The 25,808-nt window shown below is 63.3% G+C and carries 25 protein-coding genes; 18 read left to right on the top strand and 7 right to left on the bottom strand.

Going from position 1 to position 25,808, the window contains the following annotated elements; translation table 11 throughout:
- Positions 1 to 22: 22 nt before the first annotated feature.
- The 8 genes from ON753_RS18700 (at position 23) to ON753_RS18665 (ending at position 10,105) form a co-directional block, all read left to right on the top strand.
- Complete coding sequence (locus tag ON753_RS18700) at positions 23 to 757, top strand: nucleotidyltransferase family protein (protein ID WP_265964317.1); 735 nt, start codon at positions 23 to 25, stop codon at positions 755 to 757.
- Positions 758 to 759: 2 nt separating this feature from the next.
- Positions 760 to 3,903 (top strand): double-strand break repair protein AddB, encoded by a 3,144-nt coding sequence (addB, locus tag ON753_RS18695; RefSeq protein ID WP_265964316.1) that lies wholly within the window; start codon positions 760 to 762, stop codon positions 3,901 to 3,903.
- Positions 3,900 to 6,971: a double-strand break repair helicase AddA gene (gene addA, locus ON753_RS18690; RefSeq protein WP_265964314.1), complete on the top strand. Its 3,072-nt coding sequence runs from the start codon at positions 3,900 to 3,902 to the stop codon at positions 6,969 to 6,971. The genes addB and addA overlap by 4 nt, the downstream gene beginning before the upstream one ends.
- Positions 6,869 to 7,399: a PD-(D/E)XK nuclease family protein gene (locus ON753_RS18685; protein ID WP_265967201.1), complete on the top strand. Its 531-nt coding sequence runs from the start codon at positions 6,869 to 6,871 to the stop codon at positions 7,397 to 7,399. Before addA ends, ON753_RS18685 begins: the two co-directional genes overlap by 103 nt.
- Positions 7,400 to 7,484: 85 nt before the next feature.
- Complete coding sequence (gene trxA, locus ON753_RS18680) at positions 7,485 to 7,805, top strand: thioredoxin (RefSeq protein ID WP_265964312.1); 321 nt, start codon at positions 7,485 to 7,487, stop codon at positions 7,803 to 7,805.
- 145 nt (positions 7,806 to 7,950) lie between these two features.
- Positions 7,951 to 8,580: a nucleotide exchange factor GrpE gene (grpE, locus tag ON753_RS18675; protein ID WP_265964310.1), complete on the top strand. Its 630-nt coding sequence runs from the start codon at positions 7,951 to 7,953 to the stop codon at positions 8,578 to 8,580.
- Between the two features lie 454 nt (positions 8,581 to 9,034).
- Entirely contained in the window at positions 9,035 to 9,646 is a 612-nt protein-coding gene (locus tag ON753_RS18670) for a trimeric intracellular cation channel family protein (protein ID WP_265964308.1), read from the top strand.
- Between the two features lie 63 nt (positions 9,647 to 9,709).
- On the top strand, positions 9,710 to 10,105 hold the full coding sequence (locus ON753_RS18665) for a VOC family protein (protein ID WP_265964306.1): 396 nt from the start codon (positions 9,710 to 9,712) through the stop codon (positions 10,103 to 10,105).
- Positions 10,106 to 10,481: 376 nt separating this feature from the next.
- Here the strand turns inward: ON753_RS18665 and ON753_RS18660 are convergent, their stop codons facing one another.
- The 5 genes from ON753_RS18660 to ON753_RS18640 form a co-directional block, all read right to left on the bottom strand.
- Complete coding sequence (locus ON753_RS18660; protein WP_265964304.1) at positions 10,482 to 11,390, bottom strand: ornithine cyclodeaminase; 909 nt, start codon at positions 11,388 to 11,390, stop codon at positions 10,482 to 10,484.
- Positions 11,391 to 11,401: 11 nt separating this feature from the next.
- Positions 11,402 to 11,758 carry a lipopolysaccharide assembly protein LapA domain-containing protein gene (locus ON753_RS18655; RefSeq protein ID WP_265964303.1) on the bottom strand — a complete coding sequence of 119 codons (357 nt, stop codon included), beginning with the start codon at positions 11,756 to 11,758 and terminating at the stop codon, positions 11,402 to 11,404.
- A 66-nt stretch (positions 11,759 to 11,824) separates the two neighbouring features.
- Positions 11,825 to 12,124, bottom strand: a complete 300-nt coding sequence (gene ihfB / locus ON753_RS18650) for an integration host factor subunit beta (RefSeq protein ID WP_265964302.1) — start codon at positions 12,122 to 12,124, stop codon at positions 11,825 to 11,827.
- Positions 12,125 to 12,139: 15 nt separating this feature from the next.
- A complete protein-coding gene (sppA, locus tag ON753_RS18645; protein WP_265964300.1) occupies positions 12,140 to 12,877 on the bottom strand; it encodes a signal peptide peptidase SppA in 738 nt (245 codons plus the stop codon).
- 435 nt (positions 12,878 to 13,312) lie between these two features.
- The gene (locus ON753_RS18640) at positions 13,313 to 14,236 is read right to left on the bottom strand and encodes a MurR/RpiR family transcriptional regulator (RefSeq protein ID WP_265964299.1); all 924 of its coding nucleotides are present in this window, start codon (positions 14,234 to 14,236) and stop codon (positions 13,313 to 13,315) included.
- A 175-nt stretch (positions 14,237 to 14,411) separates the two neighbouring features.
- On the opposite strand from ON753_RS18640, the gene ON753_RS18635 reads away from it, so the two are divergent.
- From ON753_RS18635 to ON753_RS18625, 3 genes are read left to right on the top strand one after another with little or no spacing between them, the layout of a single operon-like run.
- A complete protein-coding gene (locus ON753_RS18635; protein ID WP_265964298.1) occupies positions 14,412 to 14,921 on the top strand; it encodes a TRAP transporter small permease in 510 nt (169 codons plus the stop codon).
- Positions 14,918 to 16,201, top strand: coding sequence for a TRAP transporter large permease (locus ON753_RS18630; protein WP_265964296.1), 1,284 nt, complete (start codon positions 14,918 to 14,920; stop codon positions 16,199 to 16,201). Before ON753_RS18635 ends, ON753_RS18630 begins: the two co-directional genes overlap by 4 nt.
- A 36-nt stretch (positions 16,202 to 16,237) precedes the next feature.
- Complete coding sequence (locus ON753_RS18625; RefSeq protein ID WP_265964294.1) at positions 16,238 to 17,284, top strand: TRAP transporter substrate-binding protein; 1,047 nt, start codon at positions 16,238 to 16,240, stop codon at positions 17,282 to 17,284.
- 217 nt (positions 17,285 to 17,501) lie between these two features.
- On the opposite strand, the gene ON753_RS18620 is transcribed toward ON753_RS18625, so the two are convergent.
- Positions 17,502 to 17,930, bottom strand: coding sequence for an FKBP-type peptidyl-prolyl cis-trans isomerase (locus ON753_RS18620; protein ID WP_265964292.1), 429 nt, complete (start codon positions 17,928 to 17,930; stop codon positions 17,502 to 17,504).
- 267 nt (positions 17,931 to 18,197) lie between these two features.
- On the opposite strand from ON753_RS18620, the gene ON753_RS18615 reads away from it, so the two are divergent.
- The 7 genes from ON753_RS18615 to ON753_RS18585 all read left to right on the top strand — a co-directional run bounded on the left by ON753_RS18615 (position 18,198) and on the right by ON753_RS18585 (position 24,349).
- Complete coding sequence (locus ON753_RS18615; RefSeq protein WP_265964290.1) at positions 18,198 to 18,959, top strand: Stf0 family sulfotransferase; 762 nt, start codon at positions 18,198 to 18,200, stop codon at positions 18,957 to 18,959.
- A 106-nt stretch (positions 18,960 to 19,065) separates the two neighbouring features.
- Positions 19,066 to 19,419 carry a nuclear transport factor 2 family protein gene (locus ON753_RS18610; RefSeq protein ID WP_265964289.1) on the top strand — a complete coding sequence of 118 codons (354 nt, stop codon included), beginning with the start codon at positions 19,066 to 19,068 and terminating at the stop codon, positions 19,417 to 19,419.
- Positions 19,420 to 19,799: 380 nt separating this feature from the next.
- The gene (gene coxB / locus ON753_RS18605; protein WP_265964286.1) at positions 19,800 to 20,627 is read left to right on the top strand and encodes a cytochrome c oxidase subunit II; all 828 of its coding nucleotides are present in this window, start codon (positions 19,800 to 19,802) and stop codon (positions 20,625 to 20,627) included.
- A 112-nt stretch (positions 20,628 to 20,739) separates the two neighbouring features.
- Positions 20,740 to 22,512 (top strand): cytochrome c oxidase subunit I, encoded by a 1,773-nt coding sequence (locus ON753_RS18600; RefSeq protein ID WP_265964284.1) that lies wholly within the window; start codon positions 20,740 to 20,742, stop codon positions 22,510 to 22,512.
- Positions 22,512 to 23,222: a cytochrome c oxidase subunit 3 gene (locus ON753_RS18595; RefSeq protein WP_265964283.1), complete on the top strand. Its 711-nt coding sequence runs from the start codon at positions 22,512 to 22,514 to the stop codon at positions 23,220 to 23,222. Before ON753_RS18600 ends, ON753_RS18595 begins: the two co-directional genes overlap by 1 nt.
- Before the next feature lie 11 nt (positions 23,223 to 23,233).
- A complete protein-coding gene (locus ON753_RS18590) occupies positions 23,234 to 23,956 on the top strand; it encodes a heme-copper oxidase subunit III family protein (protein WP_265964281.1) in 723 nt (240 codons plus the stop codon).
- A 9-nt stretch (positions 23,957 to 23,965) separates the two neighbouring features.
- Positions 23,966 to 24,349, top strand: a complete 384-nt coding sequence (locus ON753_RS18585) for a cytochrome C oxidase subunit IV family protein (protein WP_265964279.1) — start codon at positions 23,966 to 23,968, stop codon at positions 24,347 to 24,349.
- 467 nt (positions 24,350 to 24,816) lie between these two features.
- On the opposite strand, the gene ON753_RS18580 is transcribed toward ON753_RS18585, so the two are convergent.
- The gene (locus tag ON753_RS18580; protein WP_265964277.1) at positions 24,817 to 25,620 is read right to left on the bottom strand and encodes a DUF2189 domain-containing protein; all 804 of its coding nucleotides are present in this window, start codon (positions 25,618 to 25,620) and stop codon (positions 24,817 to 24,819) included.
- Positions 25,621 to 25,808: the final 188 nt, after the last annotated feature.

Below are 25,808 nucleotides of genomic sequence, written 5' to 3'. Positions count from 1 at the left end.
TAGCCATCATTTGAGAAACAGTATGACAAACACGCGGTTTCGCCCCACCAAAGCCATGATCCTGGCCGCAGGCCTCGGCAAGCGCATGCGCCCGCTAACCGCGACGACGCCCAAGCCGCTGATCGAGGTCAACGGCCAGGCGCTGATCGATCACGGCATGGACCGGCTCGCCGCGGCGGGCGTGAAAACCTGCATTGTCAACGTGCATTACCTGGCCGACCTGGTGGAAGTGCACGTTGGCCGCCGCAAGGACATGGAGATCGTCATCTCCGACGAGCGCGCTCAGCTCCTGGAAACCGGCGGCGGCATCAAGAAGGCGCTGCCGCTCCTGGGGGACGAGCCGTTCTTTCAGCTGAATGCCGATACGTGCTACTGGATCGAGGGCGTGAAGCCGAACCTGGAACACATGATCGAGGCCTGGGACGAAACCCGCATGGATGCGCTGCTGCTGGTGGCCGAAACCGTCAAGTCCGTCGGTTATTCCGGGCGCGGCGATTTTGTCCTCGCCAGGGATGGCTCCCTGACGCGCAGGCCGGAGAAGGGCGTCACGCCCTTCGCCTATGCCGGAGCCGCGATCCTGCATCCGCGCCTGTTCGAAGACGCGCCGGACGGGCCGTTCTCCATGAATATCCTGTTTGACAAGGCGATCGAGGCCGGCCGGCTTTTCGGTGTCCAGATGGAAGGTCTCTGGCTCCATATCGGAACGCCGGATGCCATCAGCGCGGCGGAATATGCCGTGCGTGAGAGTGCTGCCTGAGGATGGATGAGCGAACGCGCCTCTATTCCGTTTCCCCGTCCGTTCCGTTTCTGAAGACGCTCGTCGACACGTTGGTGGACGGCACGCTGATACCCGGGTTCCGTCCCCTGGACGATCCGCTGCAACTCGCCGCCGCCACGCTCTATCTGCCGACCCGCCGGGCGGCGCGCCTGCTGCCGGAGCTCTTCCAGCAGAAGTTCGGCGGCACGCCGGTGCTGCTGCCCGCCATTCGGCCCGTCGGCGACGCGGACGAGGATGCTCAGGGCCTGACCAGCGAAGCCGACATGGAAGCGCTGCCGCCCGCCATGCCGCTGCTTGAACGCCATCTGGCCATGACCCGTCTGGTGAAGGCCTGGAAGGGCATGTTGCGGCGCGAGGCGCTGAGCCTGCGCTCGGACGAGCCCCTCGGCGTGCCCGCGTCGACGGCCGATGCCGCCTGGCTTGCGGGCGACCTGCTCACCCTGATGGACGAGGTCCAGACCGAAGAAGCCGACTGGTCCGAACTTGCCGGCCTCGTTCCGGAAGACCATGCCCGCTACTGGCAGATCACGCTCGACTTCCTGAAGATCGTGCAGGAGGCCTGGCCCGCGCATCTGGCCGAGCTTCGCCAGATGGATCCGAAGGCGCGGCGATCCGCCCTGATCCGCCGGGAAGCACAGCGCCTCGCGCAAGCCCGGGAGACTGGCCCGGTTATCGTCGCCGGGGTGACCGGATCCGTGCCGGCAACGGCGGAACTTCTGAAGGTCGTTGCGGGACTGGAGCAGGGCGTCATCGTGCTGCCGGGCCTCGACCACCACCTGGACGACCGTTCCTGGGCGGCGCTCGGCCAGCGCGGCGCGCACACGGCCGGGCCGCTGTTCCAGCCGCGCGGTGAGGCGACGCTGCCGTCCCATCCCCAGTATTCGCTCAAGCAGCTTCTGGACCGGCTTGGTGTCAGGCGGACGGATGTGCGGGCGCTCGGACCTGCGCCGGAACCTGAACGCGCCTTGCGCGAGGAACTGGTGTCCGAAGCCCTGAGGCCCGCCGACACGTCGGACGGCTGGACCCAATATCTCGCCGCGCGATCCCAGGAGCAGCGAGCCGAAGCTCTGAACAACGTTTCGATCATGACCGCGCGCAACGAGGCGGACGAGGCCCTGGGCGTTGCGATTGCCCTGCGCGAAACGATCGAGCGGGGAGAAACCTCCGCGCTGATATCGCCGGACCGCATGCTGACGCGCCGGGTGGCGGCCGAACTGGCGCGCTGGAACATCCAGGTCGACGACAGTGCCGGCCGGCCGCTGGACCAGACCGCGCCCGCGATCCTTGCCCTGCTGGCCGCGAAACTGGCCCTTGGCGGCTGCGAGCCGATCGACCTGCTGGCGCTCCTGAAACACCCGCTCACCCGGCTGGGCCTGCCGGTCAAGGATATTCGCTCCGCGGCGCGGGCGCTGGAGCGCGGTGTGTTGCGCGGCCCGCGTGCGCGGCCCGGCACCGAGGGCCTGCGGGCGGCCGTGACAGCCAGCCGGGACGATGCCGGCAAGGCCCACACCCCGCGCTGGAAGAAGATCCACGACGGCGACTGGGACGTCATCGCGAATCTCGTCGAGCGCCTTGGCCGCGCACTGGCGCCGCTCGAGGAACTGTCGGCCACCTTCGAGCCCGTCTCCGTCACTGAACTAGCAAGACGCCATGCCGATGTGCTGCAGGCGGTTGCCGTCGATGAGGCCGGCTCCGTCGACGAACTCTTTGCCGGCGAAGCCGGCGATGCGCTGGCGCAGTTCCTGACCGGTCTCCTGGAGGCCGAAGCGAGCGGGCTGGAAATCCCGCCCGGCGAATGGCCTTCGGTTCTCCCGGCTCTCATGTCGGCCCAGGCGGTCCGCCGCCGCCTGCCGGGTGACAAGAGGGTGCAGATCCTCGGTCCCATGGAAGCGCGGCTGCAGTCCTTCGACTTCGTCATCCTGGGCGGGCTGAACGAAGGCGTCTGGCCGCAGCGCACGCGCAACGATCCCTGGCTCAACCGGCCGATGAAGCGCGGTATCGGGCTGGAGCCGCCGGAGCGCCGCCTCGGCGCGTCGGCACATGATTTCGTCCAGGGCATGGGCGCAAGGCGCGTGCTTCTGACCCGCTCGGCCCGCGCCGACGGCGCGCCCACCGTCGCCTCGCGCTGGCTGCAGCGGCTCACCACGCTTGCGGGTCCGGCGATCACCGGCGCGATGGAAGAACGGGGCAAGGCCTATACCGGGCTCGCGGCGCGTCTGGACCGGTCGGACCACCCGGTGCGGCCGGCTGCCCGTCCCAATCCCAGGCCGGCGCTCGCGGCACGGCCGAAATCCCTGTCGATCACCGAAATCGAGCGCCTCATCCGCGATCCTTACGCGATCTTCGCCCGCCATGTCCTGGAATTGCAGCCGGTCGATCCGATCGGCGGCGAACCGGGCGCGGCGGACAAGGGCAACCTCGTTCACGACGCGCTCGCCAGGTTCCTGACCGTCTGGTCCGGCCCGTTCGACGACAGCGCCGTCGCGGCGTTGACGGAGATCGGCGAGGAGCTTTTCGAACCACTGGACGCCTTCCCGGCCATCCGGGCGCTCTGGTGGCCGCGCTTTCAAAGGATTGCCGCGGGCTTTGTGGCCTATGAGGCGGCGCGCGCGAAACGTGTCCGGCAGCGCTTTCTGGAGATCGGCGGCGGGGTTGACCTGAAACTGCCAGGTTTCGACTTCCGCCTGCGCGGCCGTGCCGACCGGATCGATCTTCTGGTCGACGGCGGCCTGTCCGTCATCGACTACAAGACCGGGCAGGTGCCCTCGCACAAGCAGGTGGAAGCCTTGCTGTCACCGCAGCTGCCGCTGGAAGCGGCGATGATCAGGCGCTTCGGCTTCAGGGACGTGCCGGCGGATGCCGGGATTTCCGAGCTGCTCTACCTGCAGCTCAAAGGCGGCACGGACGCGGTGCTGGAAGCAATGCGCAACCCGAAGGAAACGCAGCTGGAGGATCTGGTTGAAGATGCCTGGACACGGCTGGAGCAACTGATCGCCCATTACGGCAAGGAGGAGACCGGTTATCTCTCCCGCGCCCGGGTGATGCGCGAGCGGCAGATGGGTGGCGACTACGATCATCTGGCCCGCACCCAGGAATGGAGCCTTGGCAGCGAGGAGCCGGCATGAGCGGTTTTCAGATCCCGCAGCTGACCCGGGAACGCCAGGACCTCGCCTCCCGCCCGCGCGCCTCCGCCTGGGTGAGCGCCAATGCGGGCTCCGGCAAGACCTTCGTGCTCTCCCGCCGCGTCGTGCGGCTGCTGCTCGACGGAACCGACCCGTCGCGCGTCCTGGCGCTGACCTTCACCAAGGCTGCCGCCGCCGAAATGGCGACCCGCGTCTTCAAGATCCTCGGCACCTGGGTGACCATGGAAGACACGGCGCTGGCGCAGGAGCTTGAGGATATCGAGGGCCGCAGGCCGAACGCCGCGCGCCTGGCCATGGCCCGGCGCCTCTTTGCCCGCGCGCTGGAGACGCCGGGCGGGCTGAAGATCCAGACCATCCACGGCTTCTGCGAGGCGCTGCTGCACCAGTTTCCGCTGGAAGCCAACGTGGCGGGACATTTTTCGGTGCTGGACGACCGCGTCGCCGCCGAGCTGATGGCCGAGGCCCGTGCCGGCGTCCTGCACAGGGCCGAGACGGAACCGGCGAGCGCCTTCGGGAAGGCTCTTGCCTCCGTGATCGACCTGATGAGCGACGGCGGAGCCCAGAAGGCGCTCGACGAACTCATCCAGAACCGCGATGCCTTCCGCCGCTGGACCGTCGATGCAGGCGACCTGGAAACCGCCCTTGCCGAACTGGCCGGACTGCTGGAGGTGGACCCTTCTGCCCGGCTCGCGGACTTCGATGCCCGCTTCAAGGCGGAATGCCCCTTCGACCGGAACACCTGCCTCAGCTATGCGGAAGCGCTGAACACGGGCACCAAGACCGATCAGGCCCGGGCGCAGGACCTGCTCGCGGCGCATGCCCTGCAGGACCCGGCGGCCTTCCGGGAGGCCTGGCAGCAGATTTTTCTCACCTCGAAGCTGGAACCGCGCAAATCGCTGGCGACCAAAAAACTGGCGGAGATGTTCCCGCAGATGGTCGACGCGCTCACGGGCGAACAGGCGCGCTTGCTGGCGCTGCTGGAAGAACGCTGCAAGGTCGCGACCTTTGAGGGCTCCGTGTCCCTTCTGCGGCTCGCCGAGGCGGTCATCCGCCACTACGAGCAGGCAAAGACGGCCAGGGGCTTCCTCGATTTCGAGGACCTTGTGGTCAAGACCGCCACGCTCCTGCAGAAATCCGATGCCGCCCAGTGGGTGCAATACAAGCTCGATCAGGGGCTGGATCACATTCTCGTCGACGAGGCCCAGGACACCAGTCCGCGCCAGTGGGAAGTGGTCCAGGCCCTGGCCTCGGAGTTCTTCGTCGGCGCCGGATCCCACGAGAGGACCCGCACGCTGTTCGCCGTGGGCGACGAGAAGCAGTCGATCTATTCCTTTCAGGGAGCGGTTCCCGCCTATTTCGATGCGATGCGCCGGGCGTTCTCGACGCAGGCGGGCGCGGCAGAGCAGGAGTTCCATTCGGTCAACCTGCAGCTGTCCTTCCGTTCGACGCCGGATGTTCTGGGCGCGGTCGACAAGGTGTTTCACGACGCGAGCGCGCACAAGGGCCTCTCCCAGGAAGTGACGCCACCCGTCCATGAGGCGCTCCGCAAGGATCCGGGGATCGTCGATCTCTGGCCCCTGGAAGCGGAGGCGGACATCGAGGAGCCGGACGACTGGCGCTTGCCCGTCGACCACGTCGGCTCCGGCAGTCCGATGCTGAAACTCGCAAGGCGCATCGCTGCGGAAATCGCCGGCTGGATGCGCGAGGGAACGGCGGAGCCGGGCGATGTGATGGTTCTCGTGCGCAAGCGCGGTCCCTTCGTCGAAGCGCTCAACCGGGAACTCAAGCAGTTCGATATTCCGGCCGCCGGCAGCGACCGGCTTGTGCTCACCGACCACATCGCCGTCCAGGATCTGGCGGCGCTCGGGCACTTTCTGCTGTTGCCGGAAGACGATCTGTCGCTGGCATGCGTGCTCAAGAGCCCGCTCTTTGACCTTACCGATGACGATCTTCTGGAAATCGCGCGCGAAACGCCTGAAAAGGGCCGGCCCGGTACGCTCTGGCAGATGCTGGTCAAGCGTTCCGACGGCTCCGGCAAGTGGCGGGCCGTCCGGGCGAAACTGGAAGACTGGCGCGGCCGTGCCGATTTCGTTCCGCCGTACGAGTTCTATGCCCGGCTGCTCGGTGCCGACGGCGGCCGCCAGGCTTTCCGGGCCCGGCTCGGCGTGGAGGTCGACGACGTCCTCGACGAGTTCCTGGCGCTGACGATCGCCCACGAGCAGGCGGGTACGCCGGGCCTGGAAGGCTTTCTCGCCTGGATGGCGGCCGCCCCGACGGAAATCAAGCGCGAACTCACCAACACCAAGGGCATGGTCAGGATCATGACCGTGCATGGCTCCAAGGGCCTCGAAGCCCGGATCGTCATTCTGGTCGATCCGGGGGCACCGCCGGTCAGCGCGATCCACGACCCGTGTTTCCTGCCGCGCAGGCGCCTGGACAACGATCTTCTGCCGCCCGCCCTTGTCTGGCTGCCGTCAAAGGCCAACCGCATGCCCTGGCACGACGACGCCGTCGAGGCCCTGCGCGAGGCCCAGGAGGAGGAATACCGCCGCCTGCTTTACGTGGCGCTCACCCGGGCCGAGGACCGGCTGATCGTCTGCGGCTGGGAGCCGAAGCGCGGCGCTCACGAGAATTGCTGGTATTCGATGGTCGAACGCGCCCTGAAGCCGGAAGCCCGGGAACTCACCGGCGCGAACGGCGAGGTCGTCGCCTGGCGCTGGCGGCAGAGCCCCGGGCAGGCGATGAGCGGTACCACCGGCAAGGCGGCAGCACCGGAGACGGACGAGGCGCCGCTGCCGTCATGGATCATGGAGCCCGTCAGGCCTTTGCCGAGGAAAAACGCCTGCAGCCCTCGCGGGCCTTCGAGGCGATGGAGGAAAAGGAAGGGGTGGAACCGGTCCCGGCGCTGTCCCGCCTCCGGGCCCGCAAGGAGCCCGCATCCTGGCCTCTGGAACGCGGCCGGCTTATACACCGCCTGCTGGAGCTGCTGCCTGACATTCCGGAAGAGGATCGCCTTGCCGCGGCGGGAAACTATCTGCGTCAGGCGCTGAAACCGGAATTCGAACGCTTCCGCGAGCCGCTGCTGGCCGAAGTCGGCGACATTCTCGGAAACGAGACGTTCAAGCCGCTGTTTTCCGCGCACGCCCGGGCGGAAGTGCCGCTGGTCGGCACGATTCGATCCCATGGCGGCGCCGAGATCGAGATTTCCGGACAGATCGACCGCTTGCTGGTCGAGGAAAACCGGGTCTTGATCGTCGACTACAAGACCAATCTCAACCCGCCCCGAACCGTTGCCGACGTTCCGCTGGAATATCGTGCACAGCTTTGTGTCTACCGGGAAATGCTGAAGCGGATTTATCCGGACAGGGAGATTTCCGCCTGTCTGCTCTGGACGGCGGCGCCCGACCTGATGGAGATCCCCGCCCCGATCCTCAATGAAACCTTCGCCGGCCTGCGACCTGACGGCACAGCAACTTGACGGCGGGCCGATGGCTACCTACGTTCGTGCCAACCGATACGCTTACATCGGGTAGGCGTGATCCACAGAACCACGAGATCTTGCTATGGCTACCACACAAGTCACCGATGCTTCGTTCGAAACCGAAGTCCTGAATTCCGACAGCCCGGTCGTTGTCGACTTCTGGGCGGAATGGTGCGGTCCCTGTAAGATGATCGCCCCGGCGCTGGAAGAAATCTCAGAAGAGCTGAACGGCCAGGTGAAGATCACCAAGCTCAACATCGACGAGAACCAGGACATGGCCATGAAATACGGCGTCCGGTCCATCCCGATGCTCATCTTGTTCAAGAATGGTGAGCCGATGGCAACCCAGGTTGGCGCCGCACCGAAAGGCAAATTGTCCGACTGGATCAAGAGCGCCCTGTAATCGCAGCTTTCTTGCGGCTGTCCCGCCGCTGGCCATATGAGCGCATCCGGCGGACAGGCTTTGGCTTGCCCGCCGATCCTCTTTGAAAAACGGCCTGACCAGTCTTATAAGCATCCGCAAACAGTCTGAGCCGAACGGAACATTCATGAGCGACGAAAACAAAACCACGGAAGAACAGCCGGCAGAAGTAAGCCCGGAAACCGAAGCTGCGGCTGCGCAGTCTGACGCTGCCGAAGACTCTGGAGACGATCCGATCGAAGTTTTGAGAGCCGAAAATGCCGAGTTGCGGGATCGCGCCCTGCGGGCGATGGCCGAGATGGAAAATCTCCGCCGCCGCACCGAAAAGGAAGTCAAGGACGCGCGCCAGTATGCCGTCTCCGGCTTCGCGCGTGACGTCCTGACCGTCTCCGACAACCTGCACCGCGCGCTGGAAGCGCTGCCGGAAGAGGACCGTAGAAATGCCGATGCCGGTGTCGCCGCCTTGATCGAAGGCGTCGAGATGATCGAGCGGGACCTGCTCAATCAGCTTGAAAAGAACGGCGTGCGGAAGCTGAATCCGGAAGGCCAGAAATTCGATCCGAATTTCCACCAGGCCATGTTTGAGGTCCCGAACACGGAAGTGCCGAACAACACGGTCGTCCAGGTGGTCCAGGCCGGTTACGTCATCGGTGACCGCGTCCTGCGCCCCGCCATGGTCGGCGTCTCCAAGGGCGGGCCGAAAGAAGCCGCTCAGCCTCAGTCCGAAGCCGGACAGACGGTCGACAAGAGCGCCTGACCGTTAATCCGCTGACCCTTTTGAAAAGCCGTTCCGGCCAGGCCGGGGCGGCTTTTTGCTGTGTGGCGGAGCCTTGTCCCATGGGGCAAGCTCCCGGCTCTGCGGTCCGGGGCCAGTGGCTACCGGCAATGCGTCACCTCCTGGAGTCTTCCCCGACTTGATCGGGGATCCAATCATTTCCAGAGAAACTGACTTTGAAAGCAGGGGGGTGCTGCACATCCTGTGAACCATGCCAGTCTTCTTGCAAAACCAGACAAGCCAATGGATCCCCGATCGAGCCGGGGATGACCGCCGAGAGGAGGAGCTTGGGGTCAATTCGCTGAAAAGAGTTGAGGACAAGCCGGAGAGAGTCGTGCCCCTCATGCTGATCCCCCGCTTGATGCCATTTCCTTGCGGCAGGCACCGGCGTCGGATAGCTTTCGGGCTCCCGCCCGCAAGACGCCCAGGAGAAACAATGCTGCTTCAGATGCTGGATTATCTGGGGGTTGCGGTCTTTGCCGTTACCGGCGGCATTATCGCCTCCCGCAAGCAGCTGGACTTCATCGCCTTTCTCTTTTTCGCGACCCTGACGGGGATCGGCGGGGGAACCTTGCGGGACCTGCTGCTCGGCGTGCCGGTCTTCTGGGTGGAAAACGAGGCCTATCTGCTGGTCTGCCTGATCGTCAGCATCTTCCTGTGGTTCTTCGCCTATCGGATCGAGCAGTTCAGCAAGCCGCTGCGTTGGGCCGACGCGATCGGGATTTCGGCCTATTCCGTGATGGGCGCCGCAAAGGCCTTGACGGTAGGCGATACGGTGCTCGTCGCGGTTCTCATGGGCGTCTCGACGGCGACCTTCGGCGGTATCCTGAGGGATACGATCGCCCGCGAACCGCCTTCCATCGTCAAGCCGGAGATATACGTCAGCGCCGCCTTCGCCGGGGCCGGCAGTTTTGTGGTGCTGATGCAGCTGGGAGCTCCGCAAACCGTGTCGGCCGCGCTTGCGGCCGCCTTGGCGCTTCTCCTGCGGGGCGGCGCGATCCTGCGCGGCTGGTCCCTGCCCGGCTACCGCGCCAAGGGCAGGCGGTAGCGCATTGTCATGGTTTTGCCGGCCGGGGGTGCTAGGGTGCGCTAAGGACAAGGAGGGCCAGGCATGGTCGAACACGGAATATTCCATTGGAATGAACTGATGACCCGGGACGTGGAGAAAGCCAGAACCTTCTACGGCCAGTCCCTGGGCTGGACCTTCACGGAGATGCCGATGGAGACCGGCACCTACGTCCTCGCAAACCTCGGCGACAAGCCGGTCGGTGGATTGTTTCCGATGACCGGACCCGAATTTGAAGGCGTGCCTGAACACTGGATGTCCTATATCGCCGTTGACGATGTGGACAAGCGCCTGAAACTGGCAAGGGCCCATGGCGGCGAGATCGTGCGCGAGCCCTTCGACGTGCCGGGCATCGGCCGGATTGCAATTCTGAAGGATGCCGGCGGCGCCGTTCAGGGATGGATGACACCGGTGGAAATGACCGATGCATCGGGCCAATAGGCAAGACGCGGGATCGAAACGCCACAGGTTTCAGGCCGCACAAAAAAGCCGGTTCGTGTGAACCGGCTTTCCTTCGCCGAGAACGCGCAAGAAACATAGCTTGGCGCGTTACCGGATCGCGTCCGAATTGAGTAAGAACCCCTGGGAGCTCAGATCTAGTAGACGAGCCCGCACGCGACTGAAACATACACGATCAGTCCGAGCGCGATCGCCGGGAGGCTTGCCGAATAGGCAAGGGTCGTCAGCATATCCTGTTCCTTTGCATACCTGCAGGTGGCTCACAGGACGTCATCACGCGCATGGCTTGCGTGGAATCGCCTCTAAGTTGTCCACTGCTGAGCAGCTATGTAGGTTTCCTTACGCAGAATTCCAGAGTCTACGTTCTCAAAAAAACGTGTGCCGCGAGGGCATAGTCGGCGAGTGCCGACTGGGCGGCGGGCAGAAACAATGTCCGCTGCCCGTAGTAGCGCCGGCCGGCCCTGTTCCCCTGAGCAAGGTCCTTCAGGTCGGCGGCCCACTCCAGCTCCGCCCTGGGGGGAACGGACAGATCGGTTGAAAACAGCCGCGCTTCCTCCAGAAGATCGGTCGGCAGCGTCGCCGCAGGGTCCAGAACGTCAATATGACAGCCGGCCGGCGGATCCAGATAGGTCAGCGCATGATAGGTCCCGCTGCCGCTTTCAGGGCCTGCAATGCAGATGATGTCGGCCCCTTCCTGGGCCTCGTGGATTGCCGCCGTCGTGCCGACATGAACGTTTTTCAGCGACGGCAGGCCGGCGATCCGTTTCTGCGTTTCCGCCGAGGTTCCGGCGAGCAATATGGACGTCAGCTTGCGCACGGCGGTATAGGCAGAAACGAGCCGGGGCAGGCGGGGATCGTCGCCGATCACCAGGAGCCGGGCGGTGTCCTCGCGCGAGAGATAGTTCGCGGCAAGGGCATGCACCCCCGCGGACCGCCAGACATTGAGGCGCATGCCGTCCAGAAGGGCGATCGGCTGGCCGGCCGAACCGGAAAACAGGAGATAGAGACTTGAGGACGGGCCGGGCTGACCGGGAAGGTCGAGGCTGATCGCACAGCCGATATAGCCGCGTGTCACGTCTCTCTGGGCGGCGAAATCCGTCCAGGCCGGCTGAAAGGAAAGCAGACCGGAGAGCTGATCCGGCCTGCCGATTTCAAGATCCGTAAGACGCAGCGTGACGGTGTTGGACCGGAACGCCTTGCGCAACGTTTCAAGCACGTCCCTGTCCTGGAGACAGGCGTCGATCTCATCGCTGGATATGATGCGCATCGATCAGCAGGTCACGCGGCGGAGCGGTTGCCCGGTCCCGTCAGGCCCTTCACGCCGGAATCCGCGCTCGTCATATCCCGCAGCTGGTCGGCCTCCTTGTGCCACTTCGCGGCTTCGCGGCGTTTGACGCGCGCTTCCTTGCGCCAGCGGCCCTGCTTGGCCCAGGCGCCGAGCCCGCCGACGATAATGCCGATGCCAAGGCTGGCAAAGATCACCCAGAACAAGGGAATGTCGGTAATGGTCAGGCGGGGATCCTGAGGGTCGAACGGATTGAGAGACAGCGAGACCCCATGGCGGTTGGCCACCGACAGTGGAACAAGAACCACCGCGATTGCGAGCAAGATCAGATTCCTGATGAAACGGGTCACTGCAGTCTCCCTGGGTCAGAATTCGAGTTTAGACGGGGCCCCGGGGCGAGTGCAAGACGGCTGCGATCAGTCGTCGCCGTGGTCCACACCATCGTTCAGCCGCATCCGCATTTCCTTGCCGGTCTTGAAGAAGGGAACGAACTTCTCGTCCACTTCCACCTTCTGGCCGGTTCGTGGATTGCGGCCGATACGGGCGGGGCGGTTCTTGACCGAGAACGCTCCGAACCCGCGCAGCTCGACACGATCTCCGCGCATGAGAGCCTGGGTGACTTCATCCAGAATGGCGTTGACGATGTTCTCAACGTCCCGCTGGTAAAGATGCGGATTTTGTTCGGCGATATGCTGAACAAGCTCAGATTTGATCATGAAGAGCCCCCTCGCTTACTGATTATTGGCTGCCGCGTCGGAAGCCTGCCAAACAGACACGAGCCCGTCAAGCGTAAGACCTCGTGGAATCAGCCCCTTAGCCTCATCAATAGGATCTAGGATAGCCAATCCGATCCCTTTTCCGAACTCTCGCGAGATGCGCGAGGAGAACGGAAGCTCGTCAAGGCCCTCCGAAATGCGCCACGTCACGACAGGCAGGTCCTTCGCAACGCCCTTCTCGCTTTCCAGCCAGGCAATCGCCTCGTCCTCTCCGCCGATCGCGTCGACCAGCTTCGCGTCAAGCGCCCGTTGGCCGATGAGAATGCGGCCGTCCGAGAGCTCGCGCGCCCTGGCGGGCTCGAGCGCCCGGCGCTCGACGACGAGGCTGACAAACCATTCGTAGGAATCGTTCACCAGCGTCTCCAGCATGGCCCGGACTTCAGGAGTCGTTTCGGAATAGAAATCGGGTTCGGCTTTCAGGGGGGCGCTCTTGACGGCGTTCATTTCGACGCCGACCGTTTCCAGGAGCTTCTGCACATTGCCGAATTGAAACAGGACGCCGATCGAGCCGGTAATCGTGTTGTACCGGGCAACGATATGGTCGGATGCGAGCGCGACCATATAGCCTGCGGACGTGCCGAGCGTGCGGATTTCCGCGACGACCGGCTTCTTTTCCGACAGTTCCCGCAGCGCCCCGTAAAGGGCTTCGCCCCCGGTCGTGCTGCCGCCCGGGGAGTTGATCGAAACCACCACGCCCTTGACCGCATCGGACTCGGCGATCTCTTTCGATCATCTTCAGCGTTTTGCGATCCTCGAAGATAACCCCTTCGATCGGGATCCTGGCGATGTGGGCTGAGCGTTTGGACAGACCGCCGGCATTGGACAGGTAGACGAAGCCGCCGATCAGGGTGGCGGCAAGCACCACGAATGTCGCGACCCGCCAGAAGGTAACCTTGCGCCGAAGGCGTCTGCGATCAACCAAAGCGTCAATATCCACGGACATGGAAGCGGGGCTCCTGAAAAAAGTGATTGAACCACAGACTTGATAGGAGGTCTGCCCGAAATTGCAAACGTCTATGTTAATCTCATTGAAAAAAATGGCGTTTCTGCGGTCGGGCCGCGTGGCGCGCCACGGTGCGCCCGCCCGCGGGGGGCGTCTCCCGGTTGCGATCACAACTTCGTGATAACTCAGTCACCGAGTGGCTGGGGACCGGTTCTGCCGTGAAAGGCGGTGAGCGAGGCCCGGATGCGGCGAAGATTTTCATTGGTCTTTGCCGCCCTTGCCTGGGCGACCGTCATGGCGATCGCGTCCACGATGACGAGATGGGCATAGCGGGACGCGGTCGGCTTGTAGATGTCCGGGTCCTCCGGCAGATCGACCATGATGGCGATTTTCGAGATCTGCGCCAGACGGGAGGCCTTCGGGGCTACGGCAATCGTCGTGGCGCCGTAGCCTCCGGCGATTTCGGCCGCACTGACCACTTCATCGGCCTCGCCGCTGGCCGAAATGCAGAAGAGCACGTCCTCGGGCCCGAGCGTCGCCGCCCTCATCTGCAGGAGATAGCTGTCATTGAGCGCGAGCGAGGGGATGCCGAGGCGGAAAAACCGGTTGGCGGCCTCCTGGGCGACCATGGAGGAGCCGCCGCCGATGCCTGCGGCCAGAAGCTGACGGCTGCCGGAAATTACTTTCACGGCCTGATCTATGGCTTGCGGGTCCACCTGGCTGCGCATCACGTTGGCGCTCGCATAGAGCGCGCCGAGAACCCGGTCGATGGCCGTGTCGCTGGTCACCTGGTCGCTGGCCGCCGGTGCGGAGATGTATTGCAGGCTGACGGCAAGGTTCTGAGCAAGGCGCAGCTTGAACTCCCGGAACCCGTCACATCCCAGCGTCCGGCAGAAGCGGACCACGGTCGGCGTGCTCACGTCGCAGGCCCTCGCCAGTTGCGCGATCGTCATGTCCGAAATCTCCGACAGGTGCTGCTGAACATAGTCGGCGACCTTCTGTTCGCGGGAGGGAAACCGTCCTGTGTGTTCCCGAAGGGCCGAGATCAGGTCGATGGCGGCGTGGCCGCTCGCGCCCTCGCCGGAAGGGGTCTTTATCTTGGCCTGCACATGGTTCTCCCCGGATCACCGCCGTCTTGTAATTGGATTACAGAAAACCATCAATCCAGACGCAAATCCAGCCCATTCGGTCGCAAGAATGTAACTAAAAGACAAAATTGGCTTGACGAAACCGCATATCCCGTCAAAAAATGTAATTAAGGTACATATTGGGACGGGGGAGCAAATGCGGGAACGGGCTGCAAAAGCCAGCGCGGCGCTGAATTTCGGCGTCGAGGCGATCATAGCCATCCTGATGGCGCTGCTGGTGCTGGATGTCTGGCTGGGCGTCGTCGACCGCTATTTCTTTCACTGGCAGTTGCCGTGGCCGGAAATCCTCGCCCGCTACCTGATGATCTGGGCGGCGATGCTCGCGGTGTCCTCCGGCATCGCCCGGCGGGACCACATCGGCCTGACCGCCGCCATCATGCGCATTCCCGCGCCGCTGCGCCGGGCCGTGCTGGTCGTTATCGATCTCTGCACGCTGGCGCTGTTCCTGTATGTCTTCTGGTACGGGCTCGGTTTTGCCGAAAGCGGCGCCACCCGCCAGGCGATGATCTTCGGCGTCAGCCTGCAGCCCTTCCATGCCGCCATTCCCGCTGCCTCTGCACTGGCCTGCGTGCAGACGGTTCTGGTGATGATCCGGGACAGCGGCACGCATCTGGACCTGCCGCCCTTCGCGGAGGCTTCGGTATGATCGTCGCGGCCGTCTTCATCGGGCTTATCCTTCTCGGCATGCCGATCGGCTTTGCGATCGGCGCGGCCGGCGTCGTCGGTCTGATCGACATGGGCGGGGCGCAGTTCCTCGCCGTCGGGCCGAGCCGCATTTTCAACGGCCTCAACATATTCCCGTTCCTAGCGATGCCGTTTTTCATCCTGGCCGGCGAGATCATGAACCACACCGGCATCACCGACCGTCTGGTGAAACTCGCCCAGGTTCTTGTCGGCCATTTGCGGGGCGGCCTGGCGCATACCAACATGCTGGCCTCGGTGTTCTTTGCCGGCCTCACCGGCTCTGCGACGGCCGATGCGGCCGCCTTCGGGCGCACGCTGGTGCCGGCCATGGTCAAGGAAGGCTACCGGCGCGACTATGCCTGCGCGGTCACCGCCGCCGGGTCGATCATCGGCCCGACCATCCCGCCCTCCGGCCTGATGGTGGTCTACGGATCCCTGATGGGCGTGTCCATCGGCGGGCTCTTTGCGGCGGGCATCCTGCCGGGCCTGGTCATCTGTGCCGTGTGCATGGCGGTGATTGCGTTCGGAGCGGCCAGAAACGACCTGCCCAAGGCGGTGCGCCGCGCCAACCTGAAGGAGATCCGGCAGGTCTTCCTTTCCTCGATCACGGCGCTCCTGATGCCGGTCATCATCCTGGGCGGCATTCTCGGGGGCATTGTCACGCCGACGGAAGCGGCCTCGATCGCGGTTGCCTATGCGCTTTTCATCGGCGCCTTCGTCTACCGGACGCTGACACTTTCCGCGCTCTATCGGATGCTCGTGCGCACGGCCCGGATCACCGGCGTGATCTTCGTGATTATTGCCTTTGCCGGCATCCTCGGCTGGTGGATGAGCTTCGAGCGCGTGCCGCAATTGCTCGCCGAAACCATTCTCGGGCTCGCCGACAGCCGCGCCGTGGTGATCGCGATCATCATCTGCCTTCTGCTCGTGGTCGGCATGGTCATGGACATCACCGCCATCCTGATCATCCTCGCGCCGGTCCTCGTGCCGCTCACTGCGCAGGTGGGGCTGGAGCCGATCCATGCCGGGATCGTCTTCGTCCTGGCTCTCAACATCTCGCTGATGACGCCGCCCGTCGGCGCGTGCCTGTTCGTTCTCTCATCGGTGACGGGCGAGAAGCTGGAACGGATTGCGGTGAAGCTGGCGCCGTTCCTGATTGCGGAAGTGGGCGTCCTGTTCGTGTTCGCCTTCTGGGAAGGCGCAGCAATGCTTCTGCCGCGCGCCTTCGGATTTGCTCAATAACAACCAAGCAACCTGACAGAGGAAGAGGAGATAATCATGAAAGCTATCGTAAAGGGACTGGCAGCGGGTCTTGCCGTCGCGCTTATGACGGGCAGCGCGCTGGGCGAGGGCAAGGTCCTGAAATTCGGGCATGACAACAAGACCGACCCGTTCGAAAACCCCGCCCACGCCTGCACGGCGGTGTTCTCGAGCATCGTGGAAGCCGACACCAACGGCGCCGTGGAGGTGGAGGTCTTCGGCTCCAACCAGCTCGGGTCTGCGGCCGAACACGTTCAGCACGTCCGCGACGGCGTCCTGCAGGCGACGCTCACTTCCACTGGCGCCCTGGCCAGCTACTATCCGCGCGTCGACGTCCTGAACCTGCCCTTCGCCTTTGCCGACAATGCGGCGACCTACTCAGTGTTCGACGGAGATTTCGGCAAGGCGCTTGCAGCGGATATCGAAGCGAGCCTTGGCGATGTTGTGGTGCTGGGGTTCCCGGACACGGGCGGGTTCTTCGCAGTGACCAACTCCAAGCACCCGATCGCCTCGCTGGAGGACTTCGACGGCATCCGCATCCGCACGATGACACTGCCCTCCCACCAGACCATCGTCCAGTCGCTCGGCGCGCAGGCCTATCCGCTTTCCTGGGGCGAGGTCTATTCCGGTCTGCAGACCGGCGTGATCGACGGCCAGATGAACCCGGTGCCGATCATCTCCTTCGCGAACTTCGCTGAAGTGCAGAAATACATGACGCTCACCAATCACCTGTTCTCGCCTTACACCTTCATGGTCAACCGCGACTTCTTCGAAGGCCTCACGGAGGCACAGCAGAACACGTTGCGCTATGCGGCTGAATCCTGCGTGGCCGCAAGCCGGGGCCTGTCCCGCATCATCGAAGCGTCCGACCGTGGCCTTCCCGGCCTGGTCGACAAGATGGAGGTCACCGCGCTGACCGGGGAGCAGCGCGCCGCCATGGCGGCCGCGGCCCAGCCGGCCTTCGAGACCCATGTCGCCGAAAATCTCGACGCCAAGGCGAACGAGTTGCTGGCCGCCTTCAAGGCGGAAGTCAGCAAGGCGAATGACAGCGTCTATATGAAGTGACGCCGGACAAGGACGGTGAGGGAGAGCCCCGCAGGCGCTGCGGGGCCGCAAACGAACGTCTGGCCCTAGAAGAAACACCTCATCCTGAACAAGCGCGCAGCGCTCTTCAGGATGAGGGCAAGTATCCGGTTTTCGCCAGGATGCGGCGATCCGGTCAAATAACCTTCTGACGGCTCACAACTACGGGAGGCTCCGCGGAAAACCGGGAGCCTCGCCCTCATTTGATATCGGCGAGCTGGATATCGAAAGTCAGGTCCTTGCCGGCCAGCGGGTGGTTGGCATCCAAAACGACTTCTTCTTCGGAGAAGTCGATGACCCTGACGTTCATCACCTGGCCGTTTTCGGTCTGGGCCTGAAGCTGCAGGCCGACCTCCAGCGGAATGGTCTCGGGAATATGCGTGCGGGGAACGGCCTGCTTGGCTGCCGGATTATGGGGCCCGTAGGCTTCTTCCGCCTCGACAGTGACGGTTTTTTCCTCGCCGACTTTCATTCCCGGAATGGCCTTGTCGAGACCCTCGATGATCTGGCCGGCGCCGACCGTGAATTCCAGCGGTTCGCGCCCTTCCGAACTGTCAAAGACAGACCCGTCGTTCAGGGTACCCTTGTAGTGAAGGCGAACCGTGTCGCCAGTCTTGGCTTCGCTCATGGTGAATATCGCAATTCTGTCTTGTGGTGAGTTTTGAGGCCGCGTGTTTCCGCGGGTGCTCGTCGTGAGACCAAGCCTAAGGATCAGGGGTAAAAAGTAAAGGGTTGGGCGGGAAACTGTGTGAGACCGTTGGAGAGCGGTCCACGACTTTTCTGCCATAGAAGACCCGTGTCCCGTTGACATGATTTCTACAGCCAGTGCGTTCCATTTTATGGGGCCATACGCTAAGTGATGCGACGCCCGCCTCTCGTCTCGAAATACAAGACAATGCCCGCATTCGATTCCTACGTGATCTGCACTTCGCCGCGCAGCGGCAGCACGCTGCTGTGCAAGCTTCTGGCGGCGACCGGCATTGCCGGAAAACCGGGATCCCACTTCCACGAGCCATCCCTGCAAAGCTGGCTGGATCACTTTGATCTGAGTTTCGAGCCGTCTCGCCGAGAACCTGAAATCCTGGCGGATGTCTTTCGGGCGGCAATCGCCAAAGGCAGCGGCAGTACCGGGATCTTCGGGCTGAGACTGCAAAGGCACAGCTTCGAATTCTTCATTCGCAAGCTTGCGGTTCTGCACCCGCACCAGACAAGCGACCGGCAACGGTTCGAAACCGCCTTCGGACGCACCCTGTTCATCCATCTGACCCGGCAGGACAAGGTCGGCCAGGCGGTTTCCTGCGTGAAGGCCGAGCAGACCGGTTTGTGGCACCTGGCGCCCGACGGAACCGAACTGGAACGCCTGGCGCCCCCGCAGGAGCCCGTCTACGATCGCGAAGAACTCAGGGTCTGCTACGACAGGTTCACGGCCTTTGATCAGGAGTGGAGAAGCTGGTTCGAAACCCAGGCAATTGAACCGCTCCGGATCACCTACGAAGCGCTTGCCTCTGATTCTTCGGGCGCGCTGCGCGAAATTCTCGCCCGCCTGGGCGTCAATCCCGCAGCCGCGGACGGCGTTTCACCGGGCGTCGCCAAACTCGCCGACGAGACAAATCGGGACTGGGCGGCGCGCTTCCGTTCGGGCGAGGGCATTGCCTGACGGCTTAAGGAACGCTTCCGTAATGCATTCGAACGCGATCCTTAACAGCGCCTGCCGGGTATCCTAATCTCTCGGGCGGATCGTCACCGTGCAACAAGGATCAGAAATGACGCCGAAGCAAGTCGTGGAAACCTGGGTAGAACGCTTTAATGCGGGCGATGCGGCGGCACTTGCCGAGCTTTACCATGAGGATGCGATCAACCATCAGGTGACGCAGGAGCCCGTTGAGGGCCGCAACGCGATCCAGACGATGTTTGAGCGGGAGTTCGCGAATGCCGAGATGGTCTGCCTCATAGAGGCCGTCCATGAAGCCGGTGATGTTGCGGCTCTTGAATGGCGCGACCCGCTTGGCCTGCGCGGATGCGGTTTCTTCACGGTTCGCGACGGGCACATCAAGTTCCAGCGCGGCTACTGGGACAAGCTCTCGTTCCTTAAGATGCACAATCTGCCGCTGGAGTAACGGCCCGGCTGTATCTGCCATGGCGGCAAAGCGAACAAGCAGGCGTCCTGCACCGCCCGGATTTGCGTGTGTTCCGGGCGGGCTGAGCGCGTGAAAGAGCGGCGGCCGCCGGAGACCATGCAGCCCATGCCTTGTCGGGCGGGTCCCTTCGAATCCCGCGCCGACACACGCTTATCGGGCCCTTGTGTGCAATGCAACCGGAGACCGTTTTTCCCGGCCGGTTGATAATCGGATTATGTAATCATCAGCGTCACTTACAGCGCGGCCGGAGAAAGTTATCAGCTGGTCAGGTGTAAATTCTGACAGGTCTTTGAGCGACTTCCTTGAAATTCGGAAAAGATTCTGCGCTACTATCGATTATTCCCTTGGGGGAGGAGAAAGTGGTTTTCGCTGTTATACTTATCGTGGTTGTCGTGGGCTCGGTGCTGTTCCACCTGCTCAGCCCGTGGTGGATGACGCCCATTGCCTCCAACTGGGGCTTTATCGACGCGACCCTCGGGATCACGTTCTGGATTACCGGGGCGGTCTTTGTCGCGATCTGCCTGTTCATGGCCTATTGCCTCATCCGGTACCGGCACAAGGAAGGCTCGAAGGCGGTGTATGAGCCGGAAAGCAAGCGGCTCGAAATCTGGCTGACAATCGTCACGACGATCGGCGTGGTGGCCTTGCTTACTCCGGGGCTTTATGTCTGGGCCCAGTTCGTCACCGTTCCCGACGACGCGACCGAGGTCGAGGTCGTCGGCCAGCAGTGGCAATGGAGCTATCGCCTTCCGGGCGAGGATGGCCAGCTGGGCAGCGCGGACAACAGCTTGGTAACCTTCGAAAACCCCTTGGGCGTCAATCCGGATGATCCCGCCGGCGCCGACGATGTGGTCGTCGAGGCCGCCGATCTGCACCTCCCGATCGACAGGCCGGTCAAGGTTCTGATGCGGTCGGTCGACGTTCTGCACGATTTCTACGTTCCGGAATTCCGGGCGAAAATGGACCTCATTCCCGGGAGCGTGACCTATTTCTGGATGACACCGACGCGTACGGGCACGTTCGAGGTTCTGTGCGCCGAGCTCTGCGGCACGGGCCACGGGTTCATGCGCGGCATCGTGATGGTCGATACCCAGGAGGATTACGACGCCTGGCTCCAGGAACAGTCGACATTTGCCGAACTGGCGGGCGGCAAGCCGGCCCGGAAGGTTGCCAGTACGCGGCCATGATGATGCGGGTAATGGAATACGGGGAAACGGCGTTGAGGGAGTGAGGCGGCAAGGTCGCCACCTGCCGGCCGGCCTCATGATCTGAAACGGGCGAAGGGAGGAGTTCAAGCAGATGGTCGACTTCACCACTCAGACGGCAGGCAGCGTTCCGCCCGCGGAAGTTGAGGACGTTGAACTGTACCATCCCAAGAGCTGGTGGACGCACTACGTCTTCTCGCAGGATGCGAAGATCATCGCCATTCAGTATTCCGGCACCGCGCTGGCGATCGGCATGGTTGCCCTGGTGCTCTCCTGGCTGATGCGGCTCCAACTCGGTTTCCCGGACACATTCTCCTTCATCACGCCCGAAGCCTATTACCAGTTCATCACCATGCACGGCATGATCATGGTGATCTATCTGCTGACCGCGCTGTTTCTGGGCGGATTCGGCAACTACCTGATCCCGCTGATGATCGGCGCGCGGGACATGGCCTTTCCCTATGTCAACATGCTCAGCTACTGGATCTACCTGCTGGCCGTCATCGTGCTGGCGGCAAGCTTTTTCGTTCCGGGCGGCCCGACCGGTGCCGGCTGGACGCTCTATCCGCCGCAGGCGATCCTCTCCGGCACGCCGGGCGGGCAGGACTGGGGCATCATCATCATGCTGGTGTCGCTGCTCCTGTTCATCGTCGGCTTCACCATGGGCGGGCTCAACTATGCGGTGACCGTGCTGCAATGCCGCGCGCGCGGCATGACGCTGATGCGCATGCCGCTGACGATCTGGGGCATCTTCACCGCCACGGTGATGGCGCTCTTTGCCTTTCCCGCCCTGTTCGTCGCCGGCGTCATGATGCTGTTCGACCGGGTTCTGGGCACCAGCTTCTTCATGCCGACGCTCGTTGAACTGGGAGAGCAGCTCGAATACGGCGGCGGCAGCCCGATCCTGTTCCAGCACCTGTTCTGGTTCTTCGGCCATCCGGAAGTCTATATCGTCGCCCTGCCGGCGTTCGGCATCGTCTCCGATCTCATCAGCACCCATGCGCGCAAGAACATCTTCGGCTACCGCATGATGGTCTGGGCGATCGTCGGCATCGGTGCGCTCAGCTTTGTCGTGTGGGCACACCACATGTATGTGAGCGGCATGAACCCGTGGTTCGGCTTCTTCTTTGCCACCACCACGCTTATCATCGCCGTTCCGACCGCGATCAAGGTCTATAACTGGGTGCTTACTCTCTGGCGCGGAGACATCCACTTCACCGTGCCGATGCTGTTCGCGCTGGCCTTCATCGTCACCTTCCTCAATGGCGGGCTGAGCGGGCTGTTCCTCGGCAACGTGGTTGTCGACGTGCCGCTGTCGGACACGATGTTCGTCGTCGCCCATTTCCACATGGTCATGGGGGTGGCGCCGATCATGGTGATCTTCGGGGCGATCTATCACTGGTATCCGAAGGCGTCGGGCAGGATGCTCAACGAAACGCTGGGGCAGATCCATTTCTGGGTCACCTTCATCGGCGCCTACGCGATCTTCTTCCCGATGCATTATGTCGGCCTCGTGGGCGTGCCGCGGCGCTATCCGGAAATCGGCGACCCCGCCTTCATCACCGCGCCTGTCGACACGCTCAACGCCTTCATCACCGTGGCGGCGCTGATCGTCGGCGCGGCACAGATCCTCTTCCTGTTCAACCTGCTGTGGAGCTGGCGCTTCGGGCGCGATGCCGGCGGCAATCCGTGGCGTGCCACGTCCCTGGAGTGGCATACGCCCACCACGCCGCCGCCGCACGGCAACTGGGGCGACGAACTGCCGGTGGTCTATCGCTGGGCCTATGACTACAGCGTACCGGGCGCCAAGGAGGATTTCATCGCCCAGAACGATCCGTGGCCCGAGCGGCCCGTGGGAGCCGGGTGATGAGTGTCATTCTCGGTTTCCTGCTGATCGTGCTTTGCATCTCCGGTTGGTGGCTGTCGCGCCAGGGCATCATGTCCAAGCCCTGGCTGGAACAGGGCGCCCCGGCCGCAATGGCCGATCCGCAGGGCCAGGGCAGGCGGACCGCCAGGATCGGTCTCGGCGTTTTCCTTGCGGTTATCGGCGCGCTGTTTGCCATGTTCGCCAGCGCCTATTTCGAACGCATGGGGCTGCCGGACTGGCGCTCCTTCCCGCTGCCCCGGCTGCTATGGGTCAACACCGGAATGCTGATCGCCGGCAGCGTGGCCCTGCAATGCGCCCTGGTGGACGCCCGCGGCGGAGCGATGGCACAGGCCCGCCGGGGTCTCGTGGTCGCGGCGCTTTCCGGCCTTGCCTTCCTGGCCGGTCAGCTGTGGGTCTGGCTGCAACTGGTAAGCGGCGGACTGGTCGTTGCCTCCGGTCCCGCCATCACCTTCTTCTATCTGCTGACGGGCCTGCACGGCCTGCACATTCTAGGCGGCCTGGTCGCGCTTGCGAGCAGCATGCCCGGCGCCTGGAGACAGGGTGAAAGCGGCCGCAGCCGGTTCCTGCTGCGGCTGGAACTGTGCACCACGTACTGGCATTTTCTTCTGGGTCTCTGGCTCGTCATCGTCCTTGTGCTGACGGGCTGGGCGGACGAGATCATCGCCACATGCAGCCAACTCCTGAGCTGAAGGAGCGAGACATGAGTGAAGCATCGCATACGGCCATGGGAACGGTTCAGCCCGCAGCGCCGGGTCTGCGCGGCGTTGCGGCCGACTGGTCGTCCGACCAGCGCGCGTTCAAGAACGTCTCGTGGGGAAAGGCCATGATGTGGATCTTTCTCGTCAGCGACACGTTCGTCTTCGGCTGCTTCCTGGTCGCCTATATGACGGCGAGAATGTCGACGGCGGTTCCCTGGCCCAATGCCAGTGAAGTCTTCGCGCTTCATATCGGCGAGACGAACTTTCCGCTTCTGCTGATCGCGATCATGACCTTCGTGCTGATCTCCAGCAGCGGCACCATGGCCATGGCCGTGAATTACGGCTATCGACGCAACCGCAAGATGACCGCGATCCTCCTGCTGGCCACCGCCGTGCTGGGCGCGGCTTTCGTCGGCATGCAGGTCTTCGAATGGTCGAAACTGATCTCCGAAGGCGTGCGGCCATGGGGCAATCCCTGGGGCGCGGCGCAATTCGGCTCGACTTTCTTCATGATCACGGGATTTCACGGCACCCACGTCACGATCGGCGTGATCTTCCTCTTGATCGTGGCGCGCAAGGTCATACGCGGCGACTATGACAACGGCCGCCGGGGCTTTTTCACCAGCCGGCAGGGGCGCTGGGAATGCGTCGAGATCATGGGTCTCTACTGGCACTTCGTCGACCTGGTATGGGTCTTCATCTTTGCATTCTTCTATCTCTGGTAGGGAGGATACATGACACAGGCTGAAATCGAGGCACACCAAGGCCCGAGCCACGGGACGCAGAAGGCTGCCGGAAAGGCCGAGGCCCATCAGCAGCATCCGCTCAAGGTCTACTTCGTCGTATGGGGCTGGCTGTTCGTCCTGAGCGCGGCGTCCTACATGGTCGACTACGCGGGCCTGGAGGGCTATCTCCGCTGGACGCTGATCCTGCTGTTCATGTTTCTGAAAGCCGGCCTGATCGTGGCCGTCTTCATGCATATGGTCTGGGAACGTCTTGCGCTCGCCTACGCCATTCTGCTCCCGCCGCTCGCGGTCGTGGTCTTCATGGTGCTCATGGCGCTCGAATCCGACTACACGTTCCTGACCCGCGTCATGTTTCTGAATTCGGGCGGCTGAATGGGGAGGGGAGGCATCGATGCTCGCCAGAAGAGCGAGCCCGTACCTGTCGGAATATAACCGTGTCATCCCTATCTATGAGAGCGCCGTGCTTGCCAAAGCATATGACAGGTAGTTCTCCGCTCCGCTCACAAGCGTTCTGGAAACGAGTAGGCCCGGGCCTCACTGCGTTCGCCCAGCAGCCGTGCCATCGCCCCGGGCGTCACCCGGACAAGCGCCAGCGCAGATCCGGGGCCTACTCGCTGGTCTGCTCGGAAAAGCGCATGACGGACATGCTGCCGGGCAGTCTTTTCATACTACCGGCACTCTGGAAACGAGTGGGTCCCGGGTCTCACTCCGTTCGCCCGGGATGACCCTGCGCTCCGATAGACAGGGATGACAGTTGCGGCAATGCCGCCGCGCATCTGCTGGAGAAATCGCCGGATGACGCAGCGACCGGGTCGGTAATCACCCGATCGCTGTCGCCTTCACACCGCGGGGGCATCCACTACCTTGCGATAGAGATGCCAGGTCGCGTGCGCCAGTATGGGCAGCACAAGGGCGAGCCCGACCAGGAACGGCAGACTGCCGAGGACCAGCCCCGCGGCGACGATGAACCCCCACAGGAGGATCGGCCCCGGGTTGCGCACGAAGGCCGCGATCGAAGTCTTGATGGCCGGAACGGCGCCGACGTCGCGGTCAAGCAGCAGCGGCAGGGAAATCGCCGAGACCACCAGGGCCGCCAGGGCGAAGAAGAAGCCGACCAGGTTGCCGACGATGATGAGTGTCCAGCCTTTCGTCGTGGTCAGGACGTCCACGAGGAAGGGCAGCAGGGCGTCCGGTGGTGTCGGGCTGTAGATCGTGGCGTAAAGCATCTGCGCCGTGAAGACCCAGGCCAGGAACAGGGCGACCAGTATGCCGCCGACCACGGCGATCGCCGGAACGGCGGGTGAACGCCAGACCTTCAGCGCATGGATCCAGGACGTGTCGAGCCCGGACTCGCGTCTGCGGCTGATTTCGTAAAGGCCCAACGCGGCGAACGGGCCAACCAGCGCAAAGCCGGTTATCAGCGGATAGATCAGTTGCAGGTAGTTCTGGCCGAAAGCCCATTTGAACAGAATGAAGCCGGCAATCGGATAAATCAGACAGAGAAACACGATGTGAGACGGCTTTTCCCAGAAATCGGCAAAGCCGAGCCGCAAGGCATCGAGTACATCCTGGACGTTCACATGCCGGATCCTGAGACCCTCGGCAGTATCGTGAACGTCGGTAAACACATGAAAATGAGCCATAACTGTCCCTCCAACACCAGTCGGACGGGTCGCGGCTCGGGCGCTGCCGCTTGGATCGGCCCGTTTTCATGCGGTCTCGCATGCAAAACGGAAATTTGAATGATCATAAGACGTTAGAGCAGCTTGTCTGCGCTTGCACGAACACAAGCTGCCCGGACGCAAATGTCTCAACGCGAGGCCACGACCTG

Origin of the sequence: Roseibium salinum, from assembly GCF_026240905.1 — a bacterium.
In the GTDB taxonomy this organism is placed as follows: Bacteria; Pseudomonadota; Alphaproteobacteria; order Rhizobiales; family Stappiaceae; genus Roseibium; species Roseibium salinum.
The sequence above is the reverse complement of the archived record's forward strand: the minus strand, read 5'-3'. Positions and strand labels throughout refer to the sequence as shown.

Coding starts and splice junctions, on each gene's coding strand:
- ON753_RS18635 (WP_265964298.1), top strand. CDS start 14,412: ATGCGGGAACGGGCTGCAAAAGCCAGCGCGGCGCTGAATTTCGGCGTC.
- trxA (WP_265964312.1), top strand. CDS start 7,485: ATGGCTACCACACAAGTCACCGATGCTTCGTTCGAAACCGAAGTCCTG.
- addA (WP_265964314.1), top strand. CDS start 3,900: ATGAGCGGTTTTCAGATCCCGCAGCTGACCCGGGAACGCCAGGACCTC.
- ON753_RS18670 (WP_265964308.1), top strand. CDS start 9,035: ATGCTGCTTCAGATGCTGGATTATCTGGGGGTTGCGGTCTTTGCCGTT.
- ON753_RS18630 (WP_265964296.1), top strand. CDS start 14,918: ATGATCGTCGCGGCCGTCTTCATCGGGCTTATCCTTCTCGGCATGCCG.
- ON753_RS18665 (WP_265964306.1), top strand. CDS start 9,710: ATGGTCGAACACGGAATATTCCATTGGAATGAACTGATGACCCGGGAC.
- ON753_RS18595 (WP_265964283.1), top strand. CDS start 22,512: ATGAGTGTCATTCTCGGTTTCCTGCTGATCGTGCTTTGCATCTCCGGT.
- ON753_RS18610 (WP_265964289.1), top strand. CDS start 19,066: ATGACGCCGAAGCAAGTCGTGGAAACCTGGGTAGAACGCTTTAATGCG.
- ON753_RS18590 (WP_265964281.1), top strand. CDS start 23,234: ATGAGTGAAGCATCGCATACGGCCATGGGAACGGTTCAGCCCGCAGCG.
- addB (WP_265964316.1), top strand. CDS start 760: ATGGATGAGCGAACGCGCCTCTATTCCGTTTCCCCGTCCGTTCCGTTT.
- ON753_RS18600 (WP_265964284.1), top strand. CDS start 20,740: ATGGTCGACTTCACCACTCAGACGGCAGGCAGCGTTCCGCCCGCGGAA.
- ON753_RS18615 (WP_265964290.1), top strand. CDS start 18,198: ATGCCCGCATTCGATTCCTACGTGATCTGCACTTCGCCGCGCAGCGGC.
- ON753_RS18625 (WP_265964294.1), top strand. CDS start 16,238: ATGAAAGCTATCGTAAAGGGACTGGCAGCGGGTCTTGCCGTCGCGCTT.
- ON753_RS18660 (WP_265964304.1), bottom strand. CDS start 11,390: ATGCGCATCATATCCAGCGATGAGATCGACGCCTGTCTCCAGGACAGG.
- ON753_RS18620 (WP_265964292.1), bottom strand. CDS start 17,930: ATGAGCGAAGCCAAGACTGGCGACACGGTTCGCCTTCACTACAAGGGT.
- ON753_RS18580 (WP_265964277.1), bottom strand. CDS start 25,620: ATGGCTCATTTTCATGTGTTTACCGACGTTCACGATACTGCCGAGGGT.
- ON753_RS18700 (WP_265964317.1), top strand. CDS start 23: ATGACAAACACGCGGTTTCGCCCCACCAAAGCCATGATCCTGGCCGCA.
- ihfB (WP_265964302.1), bottom strand. CDS start 12,124: ATGATCAAATCTGAGCTTGTTCAGCATATCGCCGAACAAAATCCGCAT.
- grpE (WP_265964310.1), top strand. CDS start 7,951: ATGAGCGACGAAAACAAAACCACGGAAGAACAGCCGGCAGAAGTAAGC.
- ON753_RS18585 (WP_265964279.1), top strand. CDS start 23,966: ATGACACAGGCTGAAATCGAGGCACACCAAGGCCCGAGCCACGGGACG.